The sequence below is a fragment of the Spectribacter hydrogenoxidans genome (assembly GCF_031846275.1).
GTDB lineage: Bacteria > Pseudomonadota > Gammaproteobacteria > Nevskiales > Salinisphaeraceae > Spectribacter > Spectribacter hydrogenoxidans.
In genome coordinates this window covers 97,133-122,876 of sequence record NZ_JAVRIB010000005.1, presented here as the reverse complement: position 1 = coordinate 122,876, position 25,744 = coordinate 97,133, and the positions used below count along the sequence as shown (strand labels likewise).

24 protein-coding genes are annotated in these 25,744 nt (G+C 66.9%); 18 read left to right on the top strand and 6 right to left on the bottom strand.

The features are described 5' to 3' along the window. Positions 1–54 precede the first annotated feature (54 nt). The 5 genes from RM532_RS06250 to RM532_RS06230 form a co-directional block, all read right to left on the bottom strand. Positions 55–867, bottom strand: coding sequence for a carbon-nitrogen hydrolase family protein (locus RM532_RS06250; protein ID WP_311652338.1), 813 nt, complete (start codon positions 865–867; stop codon positions 55–57). Positions 868–876: 9 nt separating this feature from the next. Continuing rightward, a complete protein-coding gene (locus tag RM532_RS06245) occupies positions 877–4,644 on the bottom strand; it encodes a YhdP family protein (RefSeq protein WP_311652337.1) in 3,768 nt (1,255 codons plus the stop codon). Positions 4,645–4,780: 136 nt separating this feature from the next. Continuing rightward, on the bottom strand, positions 4,781–6,241 hold the full coding sequence (rng, locus tag RM532_RS06240) for a ribonuclease G (RefSeq protein ID WP_311652336.1): 1,461 nt from the start codon (positions 6,239–6,241) through the stop codon (positions 4,781–4,783). A 128-nt stretch (positions 6,242–6,369) separates the two neighbouring features. Beyond that, positions 6,370–6,837: a 23S rRNA (pseudouridine(1915)-N(3))-methyltransferase RlmH gene (gene rlmH, locus RM532_RS06235; RefSeq protein ID WP_311652334.1), complete on the bottom strand. Its 468-nt coding sequence runs from the start codon at positions 6,835–6,837 to the stop codon at positions 6,370–6,372. A 14-nt stretch (positions 6,838–6,851) separates the two neighbouring features. Further along, entirely contained in the window at positions 6,852–7,325 is a 474-nt protein-coding gene (locus RM532_RS06230) for a CopD family protein (RefSeq protein ID WP_311652333.1), read from the bottom strand. 113 nt (positions 7,326–7,438) lie between these two features. Here RM532_RS06230 and rpe point away from each other — a divergent pair, with 113 nt between their 5' ends. The 17 genes from rpe (at position 7,439) to ggt (ending at position 23,003) form a co-directional block, all read left to right on the top strand. Further along, a complete protein-coding gene (rpe, locus tag RM532_RS06225; protein WP_311652332.1) occupies positions 7,439–8,128 on the top strand; it encodes a ribulose-phosphate 3-epimerase in 690 nt (229 codons plus the stop codon). Positions 8,129–8,361: 233 nt separating this feature from the next. Beyond that, positions 8,362–9,828 (top strand): anthranilate synthase component I, encoded by a 1,467-nt coding sequence (trpE, locus tag RM532_RS06220; protein WP_311652331.1) that lies wholly within the window; start codon positions 8,362–8,364, stop codon positions 9,826–9,828. Positions 9,829–9,939: 111 nt separating this feature from the next. After that, positions 9,940–10,659 (top strand): hypothetical protein, encoded by a 720-nt coding sequence (locus RM532_RS06215; protein WP_311652330.1) that lies wholly within the window; start codon positions 9,940–9,942, stop codon positions 10,657–10,659. A 227-nt stretch (positions 10,660–10,886) separates the two neighbouring features. Then, positions 10,887–11,237, top strand: a complete 351-nt coding sequence (locus RM532_RS06210) for a hypothetical protein (protein ID WP_311652329.1) — start codon at positions 10,887–10,889, stop codon at positions 11,235–11,237. Between the two features lie 108 nt (positions 11,238–11,345). Continuing rightward, the gene (locus RM532_RS06205; RefSeq protein ID WP_311652328.1) at positions 11,346–11,948 is read left to right on the top strand and encodes an anthranilate synthase component II; all 603 of its coding nucleotides are present in this window, start codon (positions 11,346–11,348) and stop codon (positions 11,946–11,948) included. Between the two features lie 229 nt (positions 11,949–12,177). Next, complete coding sequence (gene trpD / locus RM532_RS06200; protein ID WP_349255275.1) at positions 12,178–13,209, top strand: anthranilate phosphoribosyltransferase; 1,032 nt, start codon at positions 12,178–12,180, stop codon at positions 13,207–13,209. Further along, positions 13,206–13,988, top strand: coding sequence for an indole-3-glycerol phosphate synthase TrpC (trpC, locus tag RM532_RS06195; protein WP_311652327.1), 783 nt, complete (start codon positions 13,206–13,208; stop codon positions 13,986–13,988). Before trpD ends, trpC begins: the two co-directional genes overlap by 4 nt. A 36-nt stretch (positions 13,989–14,024) precedes the next feature. Beyond that, positions 14,025–14,447: an OsmC family protein gene (locus tag RM532_RS06190; protein ID WP_311652326.1), complete on the top strand. Its 423-nt coding sequence runs from the start codon at positions 14,025–14,027 to the stop codon at positions 14,445–14,447. 54 nt (positions 14,448–14,501) lie between these two features. Next, positions 14,502–15,278, top strand: a complete 777-nt coding sequence (speD, locus tag RM532_RS06185; RefSeq protein WP_311652324.1) for an adenosylmethionine decarboxylase — start codon at positions 14,502–14,504, stop codon at positions 15,276–15,278. Between the two features lie 6 nt (positions 15,279–15,284). Next, the gene (holA, locus tag RM532_RS06180) at positions 15,285–16,340 is read left to right on the top strand and encodes a DNA polymerase III subunit delta (RefSeq protein WP_311652323.1); all 1,056 of its coding nucleotides are present in this window, start codon (positions 15,285–15,287) and stop codon (positions 16,338–16,340) included. Beyond that, entirely contained in the window at positions 16,337–17,623 is a 1,287-nt protein-coding gene (locus RM532_RS06175; RefSeq protein ID WP_311652322.1) for a glutamate-5-semialdehyde dehydrogenase, read from the top strand. The genes holA and RM532_RS06175 overlap by 4 nt, the downstream gene beginning before the upstream one ends. Before the next feature lie 30 nt (positions 17,624–17,653). Beyond that, a complete protein-coding gene (nadD, locus tag RM532_RS06170) occupies positions 17,654–18,316 on the top strand; it encodes a nicotinate-nucleotide adenylyltransferase (RefSeq protein WP_311652321.1) in 663 nt (220 codons plus the stop codon). After that, positions 18,313–18,657: a ribosome silencing factor gene (rsfS, locus tag RM532_RS06165; RefSeq protein ID WP_311652320.1), complete on the top strand. Its 345-nt coding sequence runs from the start codon at positions 18,313–18,315 to the stop codon at positions 18,655–18,657. Before nadD ends, rsfS begins: the two co-directional genes overlap by 4 nt. 23 nt (positions 18,658–18,680) lie before the next feature. After that, the gene (gene tldD, locus RM532_RS06160; protein ID WP_311652319.1) at positions 18,681–20,162 is read left to right on the top strand and encodes a metalloprotease TldD; all 1,482 of its coding nucleotides are present in this window, start codon (positions 18,681–18,683) and stop codon (positions 20,160–20,162) included. A gap of 10 nt (positions 20,163–20,172) precedes the next feature. Beyond that, positions 20,173–20,751 (top strand): 16S rRNA (guanine(966)-N(2))-methyltransferase RsmD, encoded by a 579-nt coding sequence (gene rsmD / locus RM532_RS06155; RefSeq protein ID WP_311652318.1) that lies wholly within the window; start codon positions 20,173–20,175, stop codon positions 20,749–20,751. After that, the gene (gene coaD / locus RM532_RS06150) at positions 20,744–21,238 is read left to right on the top strand and encodes a pantetheine-phosphate adenylyltransferase (RefSeq protein WP_311652317.1); all 495 of its coding nucleotides are present in this window, start codon (positions 20,744–20,746) and stop codon (positions 21,236–21,238) included. The genes rsmD and coaD overlap by 8 nt, the downstream gene beginning before the upstream one ends. A 73-nt stretch (positions 21,239–21,311) precedes the next feature. Beyond that, positions 21,312–23,003 (top strand): gamma-glutamyltransferase, encoded by a 1,692-nt coding sequence (ggt, locus tag RM532_RS06145; RefSeq protein ID WP_311652316.1) that lies wholly within the window; start codon positions 21,312–21,314, stop codon positions 23,001–23,003. 854 nt (positions 23,004–23,857) lie between these two features. Here the strand turns inward: ggt and RM532_RS06140 are convergent. Further along, positions 23,858–24,310 carry a DUF2489 domain-containing protein gene (locus tag RM532_RS06140; protein ID WP_311652315.1) on the bottom strand — a complete coding sequence of 151 codons (453 nt, stop codon included), beginning with the start codon at positions 24,308–24,310 and terminating at the stop codon, positions 23,858–23,860. 42 nt (positions 24,311–24,352) lie between these two features. Here RM532_RS06140 and RM532_RS06135 point away from each other — a divergent pair, with 42 nt between their 5' ends. Continuing rightward, the gene (locus RM532_RS06135; protein WP_311652314.1) at positions 24,353–25,726 is read left to right on the top strand and encodes a cytochrome P450; all 1,374 of its coding nucleotides are present in this window, start codon (positions 24,353–24,355) and stop codon (positions 25,724–25,726) included. The last annotated feature ends 18 nt before the right edge of the window (positions 25,727–25,744 follow it).

The window sequence follows — 25,744 nt, the reverse complement described above, 5'->3', positions numbered from 1 at the left end:
AAAAGCCGGCAAGCGTAACCGCGCGAACGCGGCAGGCCAATACGCGGCGGTTGATTACAGCCGGCGGTGCGTCAGTGCCGGAAAGCGTTCCCGCGTGCGCAGCAGTCCGGCCACGTCGACATCGGCCATGGCCAGGCCCGGGCCGGCGGCAACGCGGTCGAGCACCCGGCCCCAGGGGTCGACGATCATGCTGTCGCCGTGGGTTTCCCGGCCGCTGGCGTGGCGCCCGCCCTGATCCGGCGCGATCACGTAGCACAGGTTCTCGATCGCGCGAGCTCGCACCAGTACTTCCCAGTGGGCGCGGCCGGTGGCGGCGGTGAAGGCGGCGGGCACCGCGAGCAGTTCTGCGCCGGCTGCCGACAGGTGCCGGTAGAGCTCGGGAAAGCGCAGGTCGTAGCACACCGTCAGGCCGAGGCGGCCCAGCGGTGTGTCGATGACCACCGGCTCGGTGCCGGGGATGGTGCTGCCGGATTCCTTGTACTGTTCCCCGGTATCCGGCACCGATACGTCGAACAGGTGGATCTTGTCGAAGCGCGCCACCCGCGCGCCGTCCTCGGCGTAGACCGGGCAGGTCGCGAATGCGCGATCGCTGCGATCGTTGCCCCGGATCGGCAGCGTACCCCCGACCAGCCAGACCTTGCTGGCCGCGGCGGCGTCGGCGAGGAAATCCTGGATCGGCCCGCTGCCGTCGGGCTCCGCGATCCGCAGCTTGTCCGACTCGCGCTTGCCCATGAAGGCGAAGTTCTCCGGCAGAACAACCAGCCGGGCACCGGCATCGGCGGCGCGCCGGATCAGCTCGCCGGCGGCGGCCAGATTGCGGTCGCGGTCGGCACCGGAAACCATCTGGATGGCGGCAGCATTGGGCATGGTTCGGGTCTACTCCTGGGTGGCCTCTTCCACGGGGTCGATCTGCGGATCGCTCCACTGGCCGGTCAGATCATAGGTCACGCTGGAAATTTCCGCGATCGGTTTGCGTAACAGCCGCTGGGCCACGAACAGTGCGGCCCCCACCGCGGGCCCGCCGAGTACGGTGCCGGCAATGGCCGCGGCGGATGACATCTTGGGCACGATGGTGACCCGCTGATCGTAGTCCCGGGCCGCCAGGCCCACCCGGCCGCGAATGCGGATGATGGCCGACGGCGTGTTGATGCGCAGATTGTCGGTGCGGGCATCGCCCGCGGTCACGTTGAAATCACCCTGCAGCCGGTCGAAGGCCATGCCCTCGTTGAGCACGTCGCGGAAATCCAGCAGCAGCCGGCGAGGCAGGGCGTAGAAATTCACCAGCCCCAGCACCCGGCCGGCGCCGGGTTCGATCGGCACCAGCGTGCCGTCCTCGAGCTTGAAGCTGAGGTGCCCATTGAGTCTTTCCGGCACCAGACCCGCGGCGGACGGTTCGAAGCGCAGCGCGGTAACCACCCGCGCCTTGTCGGCACGCACGCTGGGGCTGAAGCCCAGGGCCTGGATCAGCCGCGCCAGGCCGCTGCCTTCCAGGGTGCTGTCGAGCGTCGCCTGCGATTGCCCGCCGGTCCGCGTCCACTGACCCTGGCCGGTCAGGTGCGTATCGTTGCCGTTCAGCGAAAGCTCTTCCAGGGCCACGCCGTTGTCGATGGCCCGGGCATTGGCGGTCAACCGTCCGAGCGAGGTGCCATCGACCCAGAGTTCACTGATGGCAAGATCAACGCCGGGTAGCTGACCGGGGTCCATGGGGGCATCGGTGGCCGCCTGATCATCGGTGGGTTCGGTACGCGCAGCCGGCAACAGCGCCAGATGATCCAGCCGGGCATGCACGGTCGGTCGGCTGTTGCCGGTTTCCCAGCGGACGTTGCCGGCGGCGCCGTCGCCGCTGAGATCGGCCTGCCAGCCGCGGTCGGCGGGCAGCGGCGTCACGCGCAAGCGCGTCGTCGGGACTGCCTGGCCCTGCAGTCGGACCCGGTCCACGGTCAGGTCACCGCCCCGCAGCGCCAGGCCCGGACCCGCGCGGTCGCCGCCGATCGGCAACAGGGCCTGCCAGGCCGGCAGATCCAGCTCGGCCAGATGACCGCCCACCCATAAACCGTCGCCGGCCGGCGGATTCACCGGGTCAGTGCCGAATACCAGGTCCGCCGCCTGCAGACGGTCGTCGGTACGGCGGAGTTCGGCGCGCAAGCGGTCGGCATAGTCCAGGGTGATGCGATTGCTGTCGGCGCTGACCGTGACCGACAGCGGAGCGCTGGTACCCGCCGGCTTGCCCAGCGGGGCCGGCAGATCCAGGGCCAGATCGGTCAGGTCGCTGTGCAGGCGGAGGTCCGATATCCGGCCGCCGGCCGACACCCGCAAGCCCGCCTGCCAGACGGCGCTGCCGTCGGCGCGGGCCACCAGGTCGGCCGGCAACAGCGGTTCCCACCATGGCGCCTGGGCCGGCAGGCTCAGGTCGGCTCGGGCATCGATGGCCAGGCCGTCGGCCCCGGCCGGGGTCAGGTCCGCCTGCACCGGCATGCCCATGAATCGGCCCTCGATGCCCTGCGCATACAGGCCCTTGAGGTCGAAACGCAGATCGCCGTCCAGGCCCTGCAGGGGCCGTGGCAGTGCCGGGTGCGTGAGGGTGACGCCGCGCAGGTCGATGGTGCCGTCCACGGCCACATCGGCATCGAGATCCGGCTTCAGCGGCAGCGACAGGGCCAGCGTCAGCCCCGCCGGCCCGCTGACCTCGAGAACTTCTGCAATCCGCCCGAACTTGTCGGCCAGTGGCGACGCGGGAATGAAGCGCATCATGGCATCGGCGCCGGCTTCGTCGAGCCGCCCGTCGACCGCCAGGACGGGTTCGCGCACGTTGGGGACATGGGCGCTGGCCGGCCCCACCTCAACGCCGAGGATGCGCCCGCGCGAGGCCTGGATGTCGAGCGTGTCGCCCACCAGCGTGAGTTGGCCTTCGATGTCCTGCATCGCGGGCCAGCCGGGCTTGTAGGCCATGTCCACGTCTTCCCCGACCACCGAGACGCGGAACTCGCCATTACCCGCGGCGAACGGAAACTGCGACAGCGGACCCGCCAGGCGCACCTCGGCGCTGGTGACACGAGCGGCGGTGATCGCGCGCGGCAGCCAGTCCCGCAGCCGCTTGTTGGGCATGTCGTTGGCCTGGGGCAGATGCGCGAACAGCGGCGGGAGATCGGCCGAATCGCCGGTGAACGTCAGATCGGCGCGCGGGGCACCGCCGTTCCCGTCCCAGGTCAGTTCACCGCCACCGGCAAAAGTGGTTTGCCCCGAGGTCAGCCGGGCATCCGCCAGATGCAGCGTGCCGCCACCTCCGCTATCCGGTGACCAGCTCAGCTTGCCGCGACCGTTGGTCAGCGGCAGTTCGCCGCGCACGTAGCGCTGCCAGGTCAGGCTCCCGGCCAGTTTTTCGACCGCCAGCGTGGCGCCTTCGGGGCCGAGGGTGGCCTGGCCGTCGATTCGCCCCAGCTCCAGACCCAGCCCCGCATGATCCAGGGCCAGGTCCTCGAAGGCCACCAGGCCTCGTGTCTGACCCGGCGTTCGCAGCGGCATCCGGAACGACAGGCGCGATACCGAACCCTGGCCCGTCAGCTGCCGGGCGCCGGGCAGGCCCACTCGCGCCGCGGCCGCTGCCAGGCTGGCCGGCAGATCGGTGATCTCGCCGTTGAGGCTGGTCAGCGCCGGATTTACCCGGGCCCGGCCGGTGGCCTCAACGGGGCGATCATCCGCGCGTAGCGATTCGAGGTTGATGGCATAGCCCTCGGCGTCGGGCTCAACGTTAAAGTCCATCCGCAGCGGCGGGGCGACGGGGCTGGCATCCCGACCCCGAATCGCCTCGCTGACGGCCGTGGCCCGCGCGCCGTCCAGCGCCCGGTCGGCCCAGTCCACCCACAGTTCAACATCGCTGTGTCCGCCCTCGAGGTCGGCGGTCTCCAGCCCCGCTTGCGACAGCAGTTCCGGCGCGGTCAGGCTTCCGAGGCGGATGTAGGCATTGGCGGCCAGATCCCGCCAGCGGGTGAGGTCGCCGTAGGCGAAGACATCGGCATGCACGTGGTCGCCCCAGGCCGGCGGCAGTTTGGCATCGCCGATCACCCGGTGGCGGCTGTCATGTGAGCGCAGGGTCAGTTCGACATCATCAAGAGTGCCCAGGATCCGGCTGTCCGCGCCGGCGGCCAGGCCCAGCTGGCCGTCGCGAACGCGGATGCGGTCCACCCGATCCAGCCAGGTGGCGGCATCGTCCAGGCTGAAAGCCGAGCCGCCGCCGCTGGCCAGCCCGCGCAGACGCAGCCCGCCGTCATCACCGCGGTAGATCGCCAGCTGCGGCCCCACCAGCGTGAGGTCGCGCGGAATGCGCCCGCCGCGCAACAGGTCCACGAAGCTGAAGCGCACCGCCAGCTGCTCCAGGCGCACCACGGTGGGGCCGCCGGCGGATTCCAGCAACGCCACATCGCTGAGTTCCAGGACCGGCCCGGTCCAGTCCCAGGCCAGTCCCAGACGGCCGATTGTCAGCGGCTGCTCTAGCTCCTCGCCGATGCGTTCGGTGAGTTCGGCGCGGTAGCCGGGCAGGGTGCGGTCGATCAGGCGTACGGCGCCCACCGCCAGTCCGGCCACGATGACCAGACTGGCCAGGGTGACCAGCAGCAAGGTCTTGAGTCGCAGGTTGCGGCGCCGCATGGCGGCGGCTCAGCCGCGGTCGGCCCGCGGGCGCATTCGGTTGGTGTCTGGCGGCATGGTGTCGGTGGGTGTCACTGGTTTGTACGTCTGTGCCGGTGGGCGCCTGCGGCCGGAAGCTGTTCTCGCGGCAGCCCCGCTACATCAGTACGACATCGAAATTGGCCTGTTGATACAGCGACTCCGCCTGTAAGCGTATCGGCCGATCAATGGTAGCGGACAGTTCGGCCAGTGCCTCGGCCTGTTCATCGAGCAGTACCGCCACCACGTCCGGGCTGGCCAGCAGCAGGATTTCCCGGGCCTCGAACTGGCGGGCACTGCGCAGGATGTCGCGGAAAATCTCGTGGCAGACGGTTTCCGGCGTTTTCACCGAACCGCGGCCCCCGCAACTGGGACAGGTCTCGCACAGCTGATGTTCCAGGCTGTCGCGGGTGCGCTTGCGGGTCATCTCCACCAGGCCCAGAGGCGAGATCGGGTAGATGGTGCTGCGGGCCGAGTCCTGCGCCAGGGCCTTCTCGAGCATCCGGAGGACCTGCTGGCGGTCCGCCTCCAGGGTCATGTCGATGAAATCGACGATGATCAGGCCGCCCAGGTTGCGCAGGCGCAGCTGCCGGGCCAGCGTCTGGGCGGCTTCCAGGTTGGTGCGCAGGATGGTCTCGTCGAGATTGCGGCTGCCCACGAAGCCGGCGGTGTTCACGTCCACCGTGGTCATGGCCTCGGTCTGCTCGATCACCAGACTGCCGCCGGATTTCAGCGGCACGGTCGACTGCAGGGCCCGTTCGATCTCGTCCTCCACCCCGAACAGGTCGAAGATGGGCGCGGCACCGGTATAGCGCTCGATACGCTCGACCATCTCCGGCACGAAGCGACGGGCGAAGTCCACGGTTTCCTGCCAGGCCTCGGCGTCGTCGATGCGGATGCGTTCGACCGCCGGCGAGAGCAGATCCCGGATCATCCGGGTGACCAGCGGCAGGTCGCCATGCACCAGGGTCGCGGGCTGGGCGGTCCGTGCCTGCTCGTTGATCGATTCCCACAGACGCGCGAGAAATCGCATGTCCGCGGCCAGGGCATGCGGCTCGGCCCCCTCGCCGACGGTGCGCACGATGAATCCGCCCGGCATCTCCATCTGGGTCTTCAGGCGGGTGACCACTTCGATCAGCCGCTCGCGCTCGTCCGTGTCCTCGATGCGGGCGGACACCGCCACCTGCTCGTTGTGCGGCATCAGCACGAGAAATCGCGACGGGATCGACAGTTCGGTGGTCAGCCGTGCGCCCTTGCTGCCGATGGGCTCCTTGACCACCTGCACCAGCACGTTGTCGCCGTCGGCGAGCAACTGCTGGATGCCGGGCGCCTCGATGGTGTCCTCGCCGTGCTGGCGAACGATATCGCTGGCGTGGAGAAAGGCGGTGCGCGCCAGCCCGATTTCAATGAAGGCCGCCTGCATGCCGGGCAGCACCCGCTGCACCCGGCCCATATAAATGTTGCCCGCCACGCCGCGGCGCGAATCGCGCTGCAGATAGACTTCCTGGAGAGAAGCGTTTTCCACCTGGGCAACGCGGGTCTCCCCCGGTGCCACATTGACCAGGATTTCGAGGCTCACGGCAGGTGGCCTCAGTCGGAATCCGGATCGTCAGTTCGGCGGCTGGATTTGTGATGACAATGGTTCATGGCACCGATTGTCGAACGGCGCCCGGATTGCTGCAAGTTTCGGTGCCGCTGACGGCGATTTCAGCGGTGGTAGGGATGTCCGGCCAGCAGCGAGGTCGCCCGGTAGAGTGCCTCCGCCACCACCACCCGCACCAAACCGTGCGGCAGGGTCAGCGGGGACAGCGACCAGCTCTGATCGGCCCGGGCCCGGCAATCCGGCGACAGGCCATCGGGCCCGCCGATCAGCAGGCTGCGGTCGCGACCGTCCATGCGCCAGGCTTCGATCTGGTCCGCGAGATCACGGGTGCGCCAGGCGCGGCCGTCCACATCCAGCGCGACTACGGCGTGATTGTCAGGCACGGCAGCCAGCATCCGACGCCCCTCGTCGGCCACTGCCGCATCCGGGGGTTCCTGCTTGCGGCGGCGGCCCAGCGGGATTTCCGTGAGTTGCAGCGGACAGTCATTGCCCAACCGCTTGGCATACTCGCGATATCCCCGCTCGACCCAGTCGGGCAGGCGGGTGCCGCAGGCCACCAGATTCAGCCGCAAACCGCGCCTCCGGCTCAGCCCGGCAACAGGCCGTAACGCCCGCCGGCGGCCACCGCCACCACGATCAGGCCCAGCAGCAGATTGACCCCGATCAGCACGCGAATCTGATTGAGGTAGCGGGCCCCCTCGTTGAGGGTGCCGGCCTCCAGGGCCAGACGCAGCCGGCGCCAGGGGGCGAAGTACACATGTCCGAACAGCGCGAACATCAGCCAGCCGAGGCCGTGCATGATGTGCACATGGGTACCCGCGCCGCCCATGCCGCCGAGCACCGCGAAGATCAGCCAGTAACCGGTGGCCAGCAGTGCGATTACTGATAGCCAGACGAACGGGAAGAAGCGGGCGAACACCCCGGCCCAAAGGGCCAGCCGGTCGGCCAGTGCCAGCTGCCCGGCGGCCGGACGCAGCGCCATGTAGGCGAAGAACATGCCACCCACCCAGACGACGGCGGCGAGTACGTGGAGTGCGATGGCAAGGCCGTTGACGCTCATGACAATCCCCTGCTGTAAGGCAATGCCCGGTAGGTTACAGTACGCCGGCCGTGAAACATGTCGTGCCGGGCCGATTCGGCCGGCTCAGATGACACCAACGACTGGAGACAATCATGGCGCTGGCGGATCGTGACTTCCTGATTGCCCCATCCATTCTGGCTGCCGACCTCGCCCGCCTCGGCGACGAGGTGCACGACGTGCTCGAGGCCGGCGCCGACTGGGTGCATTTCGACGTGATGGACAACCATTACGTGCCCAATCTCACCTTCGGGCCGCCGGTGTGCAAGGCGTTGAAGGATTACGGCATTACCGCGCCGCTGGACGTGCATCTCATGGTCAAGCCGGTGGACCGCCTGATCGGGGATTTTCTCGAGGCCGGTGCGGCCAGCATCACCTTCCATCCGGAGGCCAGCGAGCATATCGACCGCAGCCTGCAGCTGATCCGTGACGGCGGCGCCAAGTGCGGGCTGGTGTTCAACCCGGCCACGCCGCTGTACTACCTCAAGCACGTACTGGACAAGATCGACATCGTGCTGATCATGTCGGTGAACCCGGGTTTCGGCGGCCAGAGTTTCATTCCCGAGGCGCTCAACAAGCTGCGGGAAGCGCGCGAGCTGATTGACGCCTCCGGTCAGGACATCCGGCTGGAAGTGGACGGCGGGGTGAAAACCGAGAACATTGCCGAGGTGGCGAAGGCCGGGGCCGATACGTTCGTGGCCGGTTCGGCGATCTTCAGCAAGGATGACTACGCCGCCACCATCGCCGACATGCGGCGCGAGCTGGATCGCCTGCGTTCGGTCTAGAGTCAGTGGCTGGCGGTTGATGACACAGTCGCGTCTCGCCGTGGACGGCGGGAACGCGTTAAGCTTGGCGCATCCGCGCAACGCGACAGAGTTCCATGCGGCAACGATATTCGATAGGCAACGCCGCCCCGCGGGCGGCATGGCGATGGTGAAGCGCCGCCGCTCGGTCTAGCCGGGCCTGATGGCCATGTGCCGTCGCCGATGCCCATTCGTTCGCCTGAAGTTTCGTTGCCATGTCCCAGTTCGCCTCCTTTCAGCCCGTCAAACGCGTTCCCGTGGTCCGCGAGGTCCTTGCCGACCTCGACACGCCCCTGTCGGTATATCTCAAGCTAGCCGACGCGCCGTACTCCTTCCTGCTGGAGTCGGTGCAGGGCGGGGAACGCTGGGGCCGCTATTCCATCATCGGCCTGCCCTGCGACGAGCGCATCCGGGTTTCCGGATCGCGCCTGCGCCACGAGCGTGGCGACGACCTGCTGGCCGAGGTCGAAACCGATGATCCGCTGGCCTGGATCCAGGCCTTCGCCGACAGCCGGCCGCTGCCGCGTCTGCCCGAACTGCCGCGGCTGACTGGTGGGCTGGTGGGCTATTTCGGCTACGACACCATCCGCTACATCGAGCCGCGCCTGGCCGGCGTCGAGAAACCGGACCCGCTGGACCTGCCGGACATCCTGCTACTGGTGGCCGAGGAGCTGGTGGTGTTCGACAACCTGTCGGGCAAGCTCTACTGCATCGGTCATCACGTCGCGGGGGATACTGCCGATGCCGACCGCGTGGCCGCCCGGCTGGACGGGCTGGTGGCGAAGCTGGCCGAACCCCTGGCCCTGCCCGAGGCCGCGCTGGGCGACGACAGCCTGGACGACGCCAGTTTCGTGTCCGGGCTGACCCAGGCCGGCTACGAGGACGCGGTGCGCCGCATCGTCGACTACACCCGCGCCGGCGACGTCATGCAGGTGGTGCCCAGCCAGCGCCTGTCGGCCCCGTTCACGGCGGAGCCGCTGTCGCTCTACCGAGCGCTGCGCTGTCTGAACCCCTCGCCCTACATGTACTTCATGAATTTCGGCGACCACCACGTTGTCGGGTCCTCGCCGGAAATCCTGGTGCGGGTCAGCGACGACGAAGTCATGGTCCGGCCGATTGCCGGCACCCGGCCGCGCGGGGCCACGCCCGAGGCCGATGCCGCCCTCGAGGCCGAATTGCTGGCCGATCCCAAGGAGCTGGCCGAGCACCTGATGCTGATCGACCTGGGCCGCAACGATGTCGGGCGCGTGGCCGAGACCGGCAGCGTCGAGGTCACCGACCGCATGGTGATCGAGCGCTACTCGCACGTCATGCACATCGTGTCCAACGTCACCGGCCGCCTGCGTGCGGGCCTGCGGCCGCTGGATGCGCTCAAGGCCACGTTCCCGGCCGGCACCCTGTCCGGCGCGCCCAAGATACGGGCGATGGAGATCATCGACGAGCTGGAACCCGTCAAGCGCGGGGTCTACGGCGGGGCGGTGGGCTATCTGGCCGACAACGGTGACATGGACCTGGCCATTGCCATCCGCACCGCCGTGCTCAAGGATGGCGAAATCCACGTCCAGGCCGGCGGCGGCATCGTGGCCGATTCGCAGCCCACCAGCGAGTGGGAGGAGACCATGAACAAGGCCCGTGCGGTGATGCGCGCGGCGGCGATGGCAGCGCGGGGGTTGAACTCCTGAAGTTGTTTAGAACCGCAGATTAGTGCAGATCTTTTGTGGGTCGATGCGACGAATTCCCTGCAAAAACCCATCTGCGAAGGCTACCGGTTGCTGCCTTAATTAGGATTGCGTATGGACATACCGAATCCCCCGGAGCATATCCGCGAGAAATTTAGGTGCGCGCTCTTAGAAGGTGATGAGTGGGGGTTGCTAGCCGCGAACAGGGCATATGAAGAGTTTGCGGATCTAAGGCGTTACGCCCTCAAAATGGAGCAACTGGTAGACCACGCAGAACAGGCGGAAATCGAGGATCTTCGCCCCGAAGCGGACGCGCTCGACGATGATGACCGGGGGGAGTTCTGGGCGTGGCACTACCCGGTTCATTGGGATCAAGTGGTGCGGGGCATGTTCCGCGCGTCCACGGTCACCGTGATCACTTCATTCGTGGAGACAACCCTGTCGCAAATTTGCCGAGATGTGCAGCTCATTACACAGGAAGAATTGAGGCCAAGCGATATAAATGGCGGCGTGGTGGAGAAACGCAAGAAATACTTGGCAAGGTTTGGCGGATTTGCGCTGGACCGGGTTTCCTGGAAGAGAATTGAGGATATCGTTCAGATACGCAACGCATTGGTGCATGCAAACGGGAGCATAGAGCAATGCAAAAATTCGAGCATGATCCGGGGAATTATTTCGGAAAATAAGGATTTGAATGAGGTTTATGGTGCAGTCTCGATAAATAAAGGCTATCTTGAGTATTGTTTGGGGTGTGTTGAGGATGCCCTCTCGTCGCTGTCAACTGAAATGACGGAACTTTGTAGTAGGCAAAAACGGCTCTCAGTAAAGACGTAAATGCTTTCGAGGGCACGCACGGTCACTATTTTTCTTCAGCGCGGCTAATGTCAGGGGTAACGAGCCGTTATCGATTGTAAGCCGTATGGTATGAGCGAGGAGCTATCCAAATGTTTAGGTCTCTTAAAAAGGCGAAGGTGGTGGGGCAGGTGATCAAGGTGTTAGGCCCATTATTTAACTCAGTCCCAATGCGACAATATCCGCCGAACCCATCGCCGGAAAGTAATGTGGCCATATTTGAACTAGTCTTAGGTTGTTCAAAAATTTTTCTTGAGCTTAATTTCGGTGTCGATCCGGATGGCGGCCCAAATGTTGAAGACCGAGAGCTTGTTCAGGTGGCGACAAAAGTCATAGAGGGTATTTTCCCGTCCAACGGTAATGCTGTAGCGGGAAATTTCATAGAATGGTTGTATAACGCAGATATAGGCGATATTCACATGGCGGACCGCGAAGCGAAAAGCTATATCGATTCTTTAGAGTCGTTTGGTACGGGGGTTGATGGTGAGGGAGAGTTTAAGAACCCAATTATGAATTCCTTGCATAGTCGAATATCTTTTCCCGAGCCGGCGCGTGAGTAGCATGCATTTTCGCTTTAAAGTTTCGCGGTTAGCATCTCTATGCGTTGCCGCGCTTGGGTGAATAATTGAGCTTTGGCGACATAGAGCGAAATATCGAGTGACGCCACCATGATCCTTGTTATCGACAACTACGACAGCTTCACCTACAACCTGGTCCAGTATCTGGGCGAGCTGGAGGCGGATGTCGAGGTGCTGCGCAACGACGCCGGCGACCTGGCGGCGATCCGCGCCATGCAGCCGGCGGGCATCGTGATTTCGCCCGGCCCCTGCACCCCGAACGAGGCCGGGGTATCGCTCGAAGTGGCCCGGGAACTGGCAGGGCGGGTGCCGATGCTGGGGGTCTGTCTCGGGCATCAGGCCATCGGCCAAGCCTTCGGCGGCGAGGTGGTTCGGGCCCACGACGTGATGCACGGCAAGACCTCGGTGATCCATCACACGGGGGAAGGCGTGTTCGCCGGTCTGGCCAATCCGCTGACCGCTACCCGCTACCACTCGCTGGTGGTGGCCCGCGACACCCTGCCGGCGGATTTCGCGGTAACGGCCTGGACCGAGACCGAAGCCGGCGAGGTTGACGAGATCATGGGGCTGATCCACCGGCCCACGGGCGCCGAGGGGGTGCAGTTCCATCCCGAATCCATCCTGTCCGAGCACGGCCATGCCATGCTGCGGACCTTCCTAGACCGCACGGCGACGCCGGTGCCGGCGGCCTGAACGATCCAATCGGCGGATCAGATTTATTTTGTAACCGCAGATTACGCAGATTTCGCAGATGGGACGAGGGGTGAATAGTGCATTCCGGCGGATTACGCGACGAGTATCGAACAGGTGGCGGCAAAGCTGTGAGCGCAAGGCCACTCAAGTTGAGTAGCCCGTTAAAAATCTGCGCCAATCTGCGTAATCTGCGATTTCTCTTCCTCGAATTTTCAAACAACGCCAAGCCATGATCGACGCGCAACTGATGAACCATCTCGTCGCCGGGCGGGACCTTGATCGAGACGCCATGGTGAAGGCCATGCGTACGATCATGACCGGCGAAGCCACCCCGGCGCAGATCGGCGGCTTCCTGGTGGCCCTGCGCATGAAGGGCGAGACGGTGGCCGAGATCACCGCCGCTGCCGAAGTCATGCGCGAGCTGGCCACCGCGGTGCCGGTGGACGCGGCCTATACCGAGGAGCTGGTGGATACCTGCGGCACCGGCGGCGACGCGGCCGGGCTGTTCAACGTCTCCACCGCGGCGGCGCTGGTGGTGGCGGCCGCCGGCGGTCGCGTGGCCAAGCACGGCAACCGCTCGGTCTCGGGCAAGAGTGGCAGCGCGGATGTGCTGGAAGCGGCCGGGGTGAATCTGAACACCAGCCCCGAGCAGGTTGCCCGTTGTGTGCACGAGCTGGGTGTGGGCTTCATGTTCGCGCCCGGCTTCCATGGCGCCATGAAGCACGCCATCGGTCCGCGCCGTGAGCTGGGGGTGCGCACCATCTTCAACATGCTGGGCCCGTTGACCAATCCCGCCGGGGCTCGCAATCAGGTGGTGGGCGTGTTCAACGGCCATCTCACCACGCCGATTGCCGAGGTGTTGGGTCGCCTGGGCAGCCGCCACGTGCTGGTGGTGCACGGCGAGGACGGTCTGGACGAGTTGTCGATCAACGCCCCGACCCGGGTGGCCGAACTGCGCGACGGCCGGGTGGAAAGCTATCTTCTGGCCCCCGAGGACGTCGGCCTGGAGCGGGGATCGCTGGATGCCCTGCGAGTGGAGGATGCCCGGCAGAGCCTGGCACTGATCCGCCGGGTGCTGGACGGCGAGCCGGGGGTGGCGCGCGACATGATCTGTCTCAATGCCGGGGCGGCCCTTTACGTCTCCGGTCACGCCCGCGACATTGCCGAGGGTGTCACCCGCGCCGGTGACGCGGTGGACAGCGGCGCGGCGGCCGGCAAACTCGCCGCCCTGGCCGAGCTAACGGCGGGCATGACGCCATGAGCGACGTGCTGACCCGCATTCTGGCCACCAAGCGGGCCGAGATCGCCGCGCTGCCGGCGGCCGACGTGCTGGCCGAGCAGGCCGCGGCCGCGCCGGCCCCGCGCGGTTTTGCCCGGCAGCTGCATCAGGCCGCGGATGCGCGGGGCATGGCGGTGATCGCGGAGATCAAGAAGGCATCGCCCAGCAAGGGCGTGATCCGCGAGGATTTCGACCCGGCCTGGCTGGCCGGCTGCTACGCGGATGGCGGCGCCGCCTGCCTGTCGGTGCTGACCGACCGGGAGTATTTCCAGGGCGCGCCGGAATATCTTGCCGCCGCCCGCGCGGCCTGCGATCTGCCGGTGCTGCGCAAGGATTTCGTGATCGACTCGCGGCAGGTGCTGGAGGCCCGGGTGATGGGCGCCGATGCCGTGCTGCTGATCGTGGCGGCGCTCGATGACGCGGACCTGCGCGCATTGTCCGTGCAGGCCCTGGATCTGGGCATGGACGTGCTGGTCGAGGCCCATGATGGCGAGGAACTGGCCCGCGCCCTGACGCTTGACGAGCGTTGCCTGCTGGGCATCAACAATCGCGATCTGCGCACGTTCCACACCAGCCTGGATGTGAGCATCGCCCTGCGCGACACGGTCCCGGCCGATCGTCTGCTGATCAGCGAAAGCGGCATCCACACCCGGGACGATCTGGCCCGCCTGCGCGGTGCGGACATTCGCGCCGTGCTGATCGGGGAATCCCTGATGCGCCAGCCGGATCCCGGGCATGCGCTGGCCGGTTTGCTGGCTTGACGTCGCCGAAATGACTCATCACGAAGCACCGAGATCATGAAAGCCACTATCAACTGGCAGGATAACCTGCACTTCACCGGTAGCGCCGACAGCGGCCATCACATCGACATCGACGGGCCACCCGATCTGGGGGGCGAGAATGTCGGCTTCCGGCCGATGGAGCTGATGCTGCTGGGCGTGGGTTCCTGCAGCGCCATGGACGTGATGCACATCCTGAAGAAGGCGCGCCAGCCGGTAACCGGCTGCGATATCGAGGTGGACGGCACCCGCGCCGACACCGACCCCAAGGTGTTCACGGCGATTCACCTCAGGTTCGTCGTCACCGGTGACGGTCTGTCGGATCGCCAGGTGGCGCGGGCCGTGCAACTGTCGGCGGAGAAGTACTGTTCCGCCTCGATCATGCTGCAGAACAGCGTGACCATCACCCACGATTACGAGATTGTTTCCGCGAGCGGCTGACGCGGGCATAATTCGCGCCCTTTCGTCACAGCCCGGACAACCGCTGGAGGTGCCATGGACAAGCTGAGACTCCACGGTTTCAACAACCTCACCAAGTCGCTGTCGTTCAACATCTACGACATCTGCTACGCCCGGACCGGTGAGCAGAAGAAGGCCTACGTGGCCTATCTGGACGAGGTGTTCAACGCCGAGCGGCTGACGCAGATTCTCACCGAGGTCACCGACATGATCGGGGCCAACGTGCTCAATATCGCCCGCCAGGACTACGAGCCCGAAGGCGCGTCGGTGACCATCCTGATCGCCGAGGAAACCGCCTACGACGGGCCGTTACCCGAATCCGTGGTGGGGCATCTGGACAAGAGTCACATCACCGTCCACACCTATCCGGAGTTTCATCCGGACCACGGCATTTCCACCTTCCGGGCGGATATCGATGTGTCCACCTGCGGGCTGATTTCGCCGCTCAAGGCGCTGAATCTTCTGATCAACAGTTTCGAGTCCGATGTGGTGGCGCTGGATTACCGGGTGCGCGGGTTCACCCGTGACGTGGAGGGCGCCAAGCACTTCATCGACCACCAGATCCACTCGATCCAGGATTACATTGCCGACGACATCAAGAACCGCTACCAGATGGTCGACGTGAACGTGCCGGCCGAGCGTATCTTTCACACCAAGATGCGGCTGCTGGACTTCGATATCGATGACTACCTGTTCGGCGACAGTCCCAATGACCTGAGCACCGAGGAGGCCGACGGCATCCGCGAGCGCATCGAGCACGAGGTCAACGAAATCTTTTACGGCCGCAACATCGTCGTGGACGGCGACGGCTGACCGGCAGTGGATATCAAGCCGGAACAGGTTTCCGATCACCTGGCCCGGGGCGCGCTGGCGCCGATCTACCTGCTGGCCGGCGATGAGCCGCTGCTGCTGGATGAAGCCACGTCCGCCATCCGTGCCGCCGCCGTCGCCCAGGGGTTCGACGAGCGCCGGGTGCTGCACGCCGAACCCGGCTTCGACTGGTCGGAACTGACCGCGGCGGTGAGCGAGCCGTCCCTGTTTTCCAGCCGCCAGTTGATCGAACTGCGGCTGTCATCGAAAGGCCCCGGCCAGCCCGGCAGCGCCGCGATCAAGGACTTCGCCGCCCGGGCGCCGGCGGACTGCATGCTGCTGGTACACGCCGGGCGCCTGGACGCGGATCAGCGCCGCTCCGCCTGGGTCAAGGCAATCCAGGGCAGCGGTCACGTGATCTACGCCTGGCCGTTTCCGGTGGCTCGCCTGCCGCAGTGGATCGAACGGCGGGCCACCGCCCGCGGTCTGACCCTGGACGAGGAGGCGCTTGCGGTGCTGGTGGCGCGCACCGAGGGCAACCTGCTGGCCGCGGCCCAGGAGATCGAGCGCCTGACCCTGCTGTTTCCGGAAGGCCGGGTGGATGCCGACGGCATGCGCGCGGCCACCGGCGATTCCGCCCGCTTCGACGTGTTCGATCTGTCCACCAAGGCGCTGGATGCCGACACCGCCGGGGTGGTCCGCAGCCTGGACCGGCTGCGCGAGGCCGGCATCGACCCGGTGCCGGTATTGTGGGCCCTGGTGCAGGACCTGCGCCTGCTGTTCACCGCAAGCCTCGCCGCCCGCCATGGCGGGGTCGATCGGGTGGTCAACGATCGCCGCGTGCGCATGCCGCCGGCCCGCCGCCAGCAGATCGGCGCGGCCGCCCGCCAGCGCCGCCCGCGCGAGCTGCTGGCGTTGCTGCGCCGGGCCGCCCATGTCGACCGCGTGTGCAAGGGTGCGGCCCGGGGGCGGCCGTGGGAGGAACTGTTAACATTGGCACTGGGACTGGCCGGCCGGCCCATGGCTGTCTCGGCCCCTGAATCGAGGACAAACGGAGCGCCATGAGCGCAACTCAGACTGCGACCGCCGACGCCGCCAACGGCGTGGCCGAAACCATGCAGGCGATGGGCCGGCAGGCCCGCGAGGCCGCCCGGACCATGGCCGCCGCCGATCCGGGCAGCAAGAATGGCGCCCTGTTCGCCATTGCCGATGCGATCGAGGCCGCCCAGGCCGATCTGCTGGCTGCCAATGCCCGGGACCTGAAGGCCGGGAAGGGGCGGCTGGACGATGCCCTGATGGAGCGGCTGGAACTCACGCCCGCCCGCATCGCGGCGATGGCCGAGGGCGTGCGCCAGATCGCTGCGCTGCCCGACCCGGTCGGTGCGATCAGCGACCTCGCCTACCGCCCATCCGGCATCCAGGTCGGACGCATGCGCGTGCCGCTGGGAGTGATCGGCATCATCTACGAGTCGCGGCCCAACGTCACCGCCGACGCCGCTGCCCTGTGTCTGAAATCGGGCAATGCGGCGATCCTGCGCGGCGGTTCGGAAGCGCGTGAATCCAATCTGGCCATCGCCGCCTGCATCGAGCGTGCGCTGGCCGATGCCGGCCTGCCGGCCGCAGCGGTCCAGGTGGTGGCCACCACCGACCGGGCCGCGGTGGGTGAACTGCTGCGCATGGAGGAATACGTTGACGTGGTGGTGCCGCGGGGCGGCAAGTCGCTGGTGGCGTTCGTGGCCGAGAATGCCCGGGTGCCGGTAATCAAGCATCTGGACGGCGTCTGCCACGTTTACATCGACGACGACGCGGACATCGACAAGGCGGTGGCCATTGCGGTGAATGCCAAGACCCAGCGCTACGGCACCTGCAACACCATGGAAACGCTGCTGGTATCCGAGGCCGTGGCCGATCGCGTGCTGCCGCGCATCGGCGAAATCCTGGCCCAGGCCGGGGTGGAAATCCGTGGCTGTGACATCACCCGCGGGCTGCTGAACGATGCCGTCCCCGCCAGCGATGCAGACTGGGGCGAGGAATATCTCGGTCCGGTGCTGGCCGTGCGGGTGGTGGCCGGGGTGGATGCGGCCATGGCGCACATCGACGCCTACGGCTCGCATCACACCGACGCCATCGTCACCGAGAACATGGCCAATGCGCGCCGTTTCATGCGAGAAGTGGATTCCTCCTCGGTGATGGTCAACGCCTCCACCCGCTTCGCCGACGGCTTCGAATACGGCCTGGGCGCGGAGATCGGCATTTCCACCGACAAGCTGCACGCGCGCGGGCCGGTGGGGCTGGAAGGCCTTACCACGCTGAAGTACGTGGTGTTCGGGGACGGCCATGTCCGTTGATACCCGGCCGATGCGGGACGTCCGCTCCTGATGTCGCTGACTCGCCCGGTCGGCATCCTCGGGGGTACGTTCGATCCGGTGCACAACGGCCATCTACGGTTGGCCATCGAGCTGGTGGACCAGCTGGGGCTGGCCGAAATGCGGCTGGTCCCCTCGGCGCGACCCCCGCATCGGGGCGAGCCGGCGGCCTCGCCCGGCCAGCGCGCCAAATGGCTTCGGGTGGCCATTGCCGAACAGCCGGGGCTGCGCCTGGACGACCGCGAGCTGCTGCGTGACGGGCCCTCCTACTCTGTTGACACGCTGGTCGGCCTGCGCGCGGAACTGCCCGACACGCCCCTGTGTCTGGTCATGGGCATGGACGTGTTCGCCGGCCTGCCGGACTGGCACGAATGGCAGCGTTTGTTCGATTATGCCCACATCCTGCTGGTGGCCCGGCCCGGCACCGACGAGGCCCTGCCGGCCGCGGCCCGGTCGGTACTCGACGAGCGCCTGCAGCCGGATGCCGCGGCGCTGGGGCAGTCACTGGCGGGCGCCATCGTGCGCTGCGAACCGCCGCCGCTGGCGATATCGGCCAGCCGTATCCGGTCGCTGCTGGCGGCGGGCCGATCGCCCCGATTCCTGTTGCCGGACGTGGTTCTGGCCGACATCCTCGACGCCGGCGTCTACCGGCAACAACCTGCGGATTGCGCATGAACGATGACCAACTGCGGACTCTGGCGCTCGATGCCCTTGAGGAACTCAAGGCTGAACACGTCCAGGTGCTCGACGTCCGCGAACTGACCACCATCGCCGACCACATGATCGTGTGCACCGGCCGCTCCGGGCGCCACGTCAAGCGACTGGGCGAGACCGTGGTCCAGCACGCCAAGCAGGCCGGGCTGACACCCGGGGTGGAGGGTCTGGCCCAGTCCGAATGGGTGCTGATCGATCTCAACGGGGTGATCGTACACATCATGCAGCCCACCACGCGGGCCTATTATCAGCTGGAAAAGCTCTGGGACATGGGCGGCGAATCCGCCACCGAACAGGGCTGATCGGTTTCGATCACGAGGCAGACATGGCAGCAGCGACGCAGGCAACCACCACCGATACCCTCGCCCAGGCGCAGGATGCCCTGCTGGGCCCGACCGCGCTGGAATCGAGCCAGATCGCCCGGGTGCTGGGCTCGCTGATGCGGCCGAACGTGGACGCCGCTGACCTCTACTTCCAGCGTCGCCGCCGCGAGGGCTGGGCGCTGGAGGACGGTATCGTGCGCACCGCCAGCGCCGGCGTGGAGCAGGGCGTGGGCGCCCGTGCCATCAGCGGCGAGAAGACCGGTTTCGCCTATTCCGAGGACCTGACCCTGCCCGCACTCACCCGGGCCGGCGACGCCGCTTCGGCCATCGTGCAGGCCGGCAGCACCGGCCGGGTGGCGGCCTGGCAGTCGACGTCCGCGCCGTCGCTCTACGCGGCCCTCGATCCCGCCGACGGCTGGGACGAGGGGGCCAAGGTGGCGCTGCTGCATCGCGCCGACGCCGCGGCCCGCAATGCCGATGACCGGGTGACCCAGGTGCAGGTCAGTCTGGCCGGGGTGCAGGACGTCGTGATGGTGGCGGCCTCCGACGGCACGCTGGCCGGGGATGTGCGTCCGCTGGTGCGTCTGACGGTCACCGTGCAGGTGGCCGCGGCCGGCCGGCGCGAACGGGCCAGCGCCGGGGGCGGCGGCCGCTGCGGCTACGATTTCTTCGTCGCCGACGACGAGGACGGCCGCGCGCGGGTCGAGGGCTACGCCCTGGAGGCCGTGCGCCGTGCGCTGGTGCGGCTGTCGGCCGAGGATGCGCCGGCCGGCACCATGAGCGTGGTGCTGGGGCCGGGCTGGCCCGGCGTGCTGCTGCACGAGGCGGTCGGCCACGGGCTGGAAGGCGATTTCAACCGCAAGGGCAGTTCCACCTACAGCGGCCGCGTGGGCGAGAAGGTCGCCTCCGAGCTGTGCACCATCGTGGACGACGGCACCATCGCCGGCCGCCGCGGTTCCCTGAGCATGGATGACGAAGGCGTGCCGGGTGGTTTCAATACCCTGATCCGGGACGGCGTGCTGGTCGGCTACATGCAGGACAAGCACAACGCCGGCCTGATGGGTGTGGCGCCCACCGGCAACGGCCGCCGCGAATCCTTCGCCCATCTGCCCATGCCGCGCATGACCAACACCTACATGCTGCCGGGTAACGACGATCCCGCCGCCATTCTCGGCTCGGTCGACGAGGGTATCTTCGCGGCCAATTTCGACGGCGGCTCGGTGGACATCACCTCGGGCAACTTCGTGTTTTCCGCGTCCGAGGCCTACCGCATCGAAGGCGGCCGGCTGGGCGCTCCGATCAAGGGCGTCACGCTGATCGGCAATGGCCCCGACGTGCTCGAGAAGGTCTCGATGGTCGGCAACGACCTGGCCCTGGATACCGGCATCGGCGTCTGCGGCAAGAACGGCCAGAGCGTGCCCGTCGGGGTCGGTCAGCCCACCCTGCGGGTGGACGGGCTCACCGTCGGCGGCACCCAGGGCTAGGCTGTCCCGCTTGGGCCAGCGCGGCGACCTGCGCATCGTCGGCGGCGCCTGGCGCGGGCGGCGTATCCCGATCGCCGACGCCCCCGGCCTGCGGCCCACGCCGGACCGGGTTCGTGAAACCTTGTTCAACTGGCTGGCGCCGCAGTTGCCGGGGGCCCGTTGTCTGGACGCCTTTGCCGGCAGCGGCGTGCTGGGGCTGGAGGCGCTGTCGCGCGGGGCCGCCGGTTGCGTGTTCATCGAGCCGGACCGCCCCTGCCGCGAGCGACTGGCCGCCGCGATCAACACCCTGGGCGCGACCGGCGCGGTCATCGACCCGAGCCGGTCGCCGGAGGGCTGGCCCGGCCTGGCCGGATCGGGTTTCGATCTGGTGTTTCTCGACCCGCCCTTCGATGCCGATCTGCTGATCCCGGCCCTGGCCGCGCTGCCGCCCCGGCTGCGGCCCGGCCATCGGGTCTATCTGGAATTCACGGCCCGCCGCGAGCCGGAGCTGCCCCCCGGCTGGGCCTGGCACCGGCGCAAGCGGGCCGGGGACGTGGGCTACGGCCTTGCAACGTGGTCGGGTGCGGGCGAGGATGCAGAGCATGACTGAACATAAACCCGTGCGGGCGGCCTATACCGGCACGTTCGACCCCATTACCAACGGGCACGCGGATGTCATCCGCCGCGCGGCCCGCCTGTTCCCCGAGCTGGTCGTGGCGGTGGCCAACAACACCTCGAAGAAATCCATCTTCGAGCCCGACGAGCGCATCGAACTGGCCCGCCGGACGCTGGCGGACCTGGACAACGTCACCGTCATGGGCACCTCCGGTCTGATCGTGGACTGGGCCCGCGAGCAGGGCGTGACCGTACTGGTGCGCGGCGTGCGCGGAGTGGGGGATTACGAGTACGAACGCCAGATGGCGGTGATGAACCAGCATCTGAACCGCGACGTGGAAACCGTGCTGCTGGCCCCTTCGCCCCAGTACGCCCATATCTCCTCCACGCTGGTGCGGGAAATCGCGATCCTGGGTGGCGACATCGGCGGGCTGGTGCCGGCCCCGGTGGCGGAGGCGCTGGCGGCCAAGTCCCGCGGCTGACCCCCGCCGGCTTGTTCCGGCTCGACGCAGATTCAGCGAGGAGACCATTACCGTGCGTATCGTTCCCGGTCGAATGATTCGATCCCTTGTCCTGTGGCTGACCCTGGCCGGCGCCGCAGGCATGGCCGCAGCGGCGGAACCACCGCCGGGTGCGGCCGTGGCCAGTGCCCATCCCGCGGCCACCGAGGCCGGCATCGAGATTCTGGAAGCCGGCGGCAACGCATTCGATGCCGCGGTGGCGGTATCCGCCGCGCTGGCGGTGGTGGAGCCGCAGGGCTCGGGCCTCGGCGGCGGCGGTTTCTGGCTGCTGCACCAGGCGGGGTCAGGCCGCAACGTCATGGTGGACGGCCGCGAGGAGGCCCCGGCGGCGGCCACCGAGGACATGTACCTGGACGAGGACGACGACTACGTGTCGTCGCGTTCCAAGAACGGGCCGCTGGCGGCCGGGATTCCCGGCGAGCCGGCGGCGCTGGCGCACATTGCCGAGAAATACGGCGAGCTGACGCTGGCCGAGTCGCTGGCGCCGGCGATCCGCCTGGCCCGGGACGGCTTCGCCATCGGCGACGAGTTCGTGACCCTGCTGCACTGGCGGGCGACTACCATGAAGACGGTGGGTGGTGTGGCCGGTGAGCTGTTTCTGCCCGGCGGCGTGGTGCCCGACGCTGGCTTCGTGCTGAAGCAGCCGGCCCTGGCTGACACGCTGACCCGGCTGGCCGAGCAGGGGCGCGACGGGTTCTACACGGGGCCGGTCGCGCAAGCGCTGGTGGACGGCGTGCGTGCGGCCGGCGGTATCTGGCAGCTGTCGGATCTGGCCGATTACGACGTGATCGAGCGCGCGCCCATCGTCTCGAGCTTCCGGGACATGACGCTGATCGGCGCGCCGCCGCCGTCTTCGGGCGGGGTAGTGCTGGCCGAGGCGCTCAATATTCTCGACCGCCTGCCCTGGTCGGGCCTGTCCGAGTTCAAACGCAAGCACCTGGTGGTCGAGGCCATGCGCCGCGCCTATCGGGACCGCGCGGCCTACCTGGGCGACCCGGATTTCGTGGACATGCCCATCGACCGGCTGATCAGCGGTGATTACGCGGCCGGGCTTCGCGTGGGTATCTCGCTGGAACGAGCCACGTCCAGCGACAGTCTGGCGCCGGCGACGGCGGATGTGTCGCGCGGCACGGATACCACGCACTTCTCGGTGATGGATGCCGCCGGAAACCGGGTGGCGGCCACGCTATCGGTGAACTATCCCTTCGGCAGCGGTTTCATGCCGGCCGGGACCGGGGTGGTGCTCAATAACGAGATGGATGACTTTTCCGCCAAGCCGCTGACGCCCAACGGCTATGGTCTGATCGGCACCGGCGCCAACGCCATCGCACCGGGCAAGCGACCGCTGTCCAGCATGAGTCCCAGCTTCGTGGAGGCGCCCGACCGCACCCTGGTGATCGGCACGCCGGGCGGCAGCCGCATCATCTCCATGGTGCTGCTGGGCATTCTCGAGTTCGCCAAAGGCGCGGACGCCCGGGCGATTGCCGCGCTGCCCCGGTACCACCACCAGTTCCGACCGGATCATATCTACTTCGAGCCGGATGCCCTGTCCGACGCCGAACGGGACGCGCTGAAGGCCATGGGGCACGCGCTGGAGTTGTCCGATCGGGATTACGGGGACATGCAGGTGGTGATTCACGATCGCGCCGGTAATCGGCTGGAGACCGGGAGTGATCCGCGGGGTATTGGTGTGGGCGCAGTTTTGCCCGTCGAGGATCGCAACTAATCGGGCAGACATCCGATGTCATTGCACGATATTTGGCTAATTTGCTTATCCGTTGCTACGCCTATAGCGGGCGTTGTTGCCTTTGCAATTCAGATTCGAAAATTTCGACAAGTACGCTTGGAAAATGAAAAGCTGCGTCTAGAGGTTCTCGCATTGCGACTTGAGCAGCGGGAACGAGAGCAAAATATTCGAGTTGCGTCTCATGAGGAAACCGAACGGTTTGGTGAACCGAGGTACAGCCGTGCATTTCTCGGGCCATGCCCCGGTCCCGATTCAGGCGCAGGATATAGTTGGCTTGGCGCTTTCGGGTCTGCTTTGATAATTGTGTTCGCAATAATTGCAACCGTTGCGTTCTTTACTTATTTGGCTTTCGATGTATATCGATTAGTGACGTGGGTTATCCACTAAGTAGCGCGGAGGTTCGGTCGCAGATCGGTATCAGCGATGCCGACTCCGGCAAATTCGCCATCCCGAAGCCCGAAATAAGAAAGAGGAAGATTCCGCCCCGCGGAAGCGGGCCGGGTAACTTTCTTGTGCGACAAGAAAGTCACCAAAGAAACGCTTCCGGCGGGCGAGTCCTGCCTCGAACGGGGTTCGAGGCAGGATGCCCTGTGCGCTTCGGTCGGCGAGGGGGTGTTTCGACGGGTCATCCATGACCCGGCGAAAACCGCGCGCCCGTCCTGGGCGCGCCCCTTCGGGCCGGGAACCTCGCCGCCCTGCAGTGCTCAGCTCGTCCCGACGGGAATCAAGAGTTGCCATAGTCGGGCGTGGTCGCTTCTTCCTTCCCGTTAGCGCTTGGCGCCCAACATCATGCAATGCGCTGGGGTCGTGCCGGGCAATTGCCGACGACGCCGTTACGCTGCCCGTGATGCCTCGCCAAAACGCTCGGCGAGCGCATTGGCCTCGGCGATGACCCGCTCCCGATACTGAGCCTCCAGCAGCTGGCGCTCCGCATCCAGCCGCTCGATCTCGGCCCGGGGGCGCTGGCGGCGGGCCAGCCGCCGGGGCATGTGTTCGGTGGCGTCATGCAGCCCGTAGATGGCCGGGTAGTGATACTGGCCCTCGCCCGGCGGCAGGCGGTTGTCGATTAGTACCTTGAGGCGGATCGCCGCTTCGGTGAGGTTGAGATCGTCCTGCAGCAGGGCGTTCGTGATCAGCCGGATGCTTTGCGACTGGTCGGCCCGGGCCGCGCGGTGCTGTTCGGCCAGCGCCCGCCGGCGGGCCAGCACGCGCCGCCAAAGCCAGGCGGCGTAACCGGCCAGGCCCAGCACGATGGCGGCGCCGACGATCATCAGGAAATCGAGCATGGCCGCATTGTACGCGCCGGTTGTCGGTGTCGACGCGTTGTGGTGCACTCCGTTCACGTCATCCGCCGCCGCTTCTTCATGGTCGAAAGCCTCTATCCCCCGGTTCCCCGCTCACAGTCGGATCTGCGCCATCTGCCCGGCGAGCGCGGGCTGCCAGTGCTGGGCCAGACGCTGTCGTTCGTGTTCCGCATGGACGAGATGCCCCGGCGATTGTGGGAACGCTACGGGCCGGTGTCGCGGGGGCATGTGCTGTTCGAGCCGGTGGTGAACATGCTGGGGCCGGACGCCAACCAGTTCGTACTGGCCGACCGGGCCGGCAATTTCTCCGCCTACGGTGGCTGGGAGCCGATCATCGGCCGGCTGTTTCCGCGCGGGCTGATGCTGCGCGACGGCGAGGACCACCGGGCCCACCGCCGCATCATGCAGACCGTGTTCCGCAAGGACACCCTGGCCGAGGATCTGGCGTTGATGCAGTCGGTGATCCGGCAGCACGTGGAGGCCTGGCCGGAACAACTGCCGTTCTACCCGGCGATCAAGTCACTGACGCTGGAAATCGCCGCCGCCATCTTTCTGGGACTGCCGCTGGGCCGGGAAGCGCGCGAGATCAACGCGGCGTTCGTGGACGTGGTGGAAGCCTCCATGGCCATCATCAAGGCGCCGCTGCCCGGCACGCTGCTGCGGCGCGGCCTGATCGGCCGCCGCCGGCTGGAGCGCTTCTTCCGCGAGCATCTGCCGGCCAAGCGCGCCGCCGAAACCCCGGACCTGTTCAGCCGGTTGTGCCATGCGCGCTCGGAAGACGGCGAACGTTTTTCCGACGCGGAGGTTGTGGATCACCTGGTGTTCGTGATGATGGCCGCCCACGACACCACCACCAGCGCGCTGTCATCCATGGCCTATCTGCTTGCCCGGCACCCCGACTGGCAGGGCAGCCTGTACGACGAAGTGAGCAGCGTGCCCGCGCCGCTGGCCCACGAGGATCTGGACCGGCTCGAGCAGACCGCGGCGGTCCTGCGCGAGGCCCTGCGTCTGTATCCGCCGCTGCCGGCGATGCGGCGCCGGACCCTGCGTGACTGCGAGTTCGAGGGTTTCCACCTGCCGGCGGACACGCCGATCAACATCTTCAACCACTTCACCCACCACATGCCGGAATACTGGGACGAACCCGAGCGTTTCGATCCCACCCGCTTTCAGCGCCAGGAACACCGGCGTCACCCCTTCCAGTTCATTCCGTTCGGGGCCGGGGCGCACACCTGCATCGGGCTGCATTTCGCCGAACTGCAGGTGAAGGCGGTGATGCAGGCATTGCTGCGGCAGCGCCGGTTGGTGGTCGAACCGGGCTACCACATGCCCTGCCAGGTCAGCCCCATCAGCAAGCCGCGCGACGGTCTGCCGCTGCAGTTGATCCGTCGCGGCTGATTCGCGGCCGGGCGAGAA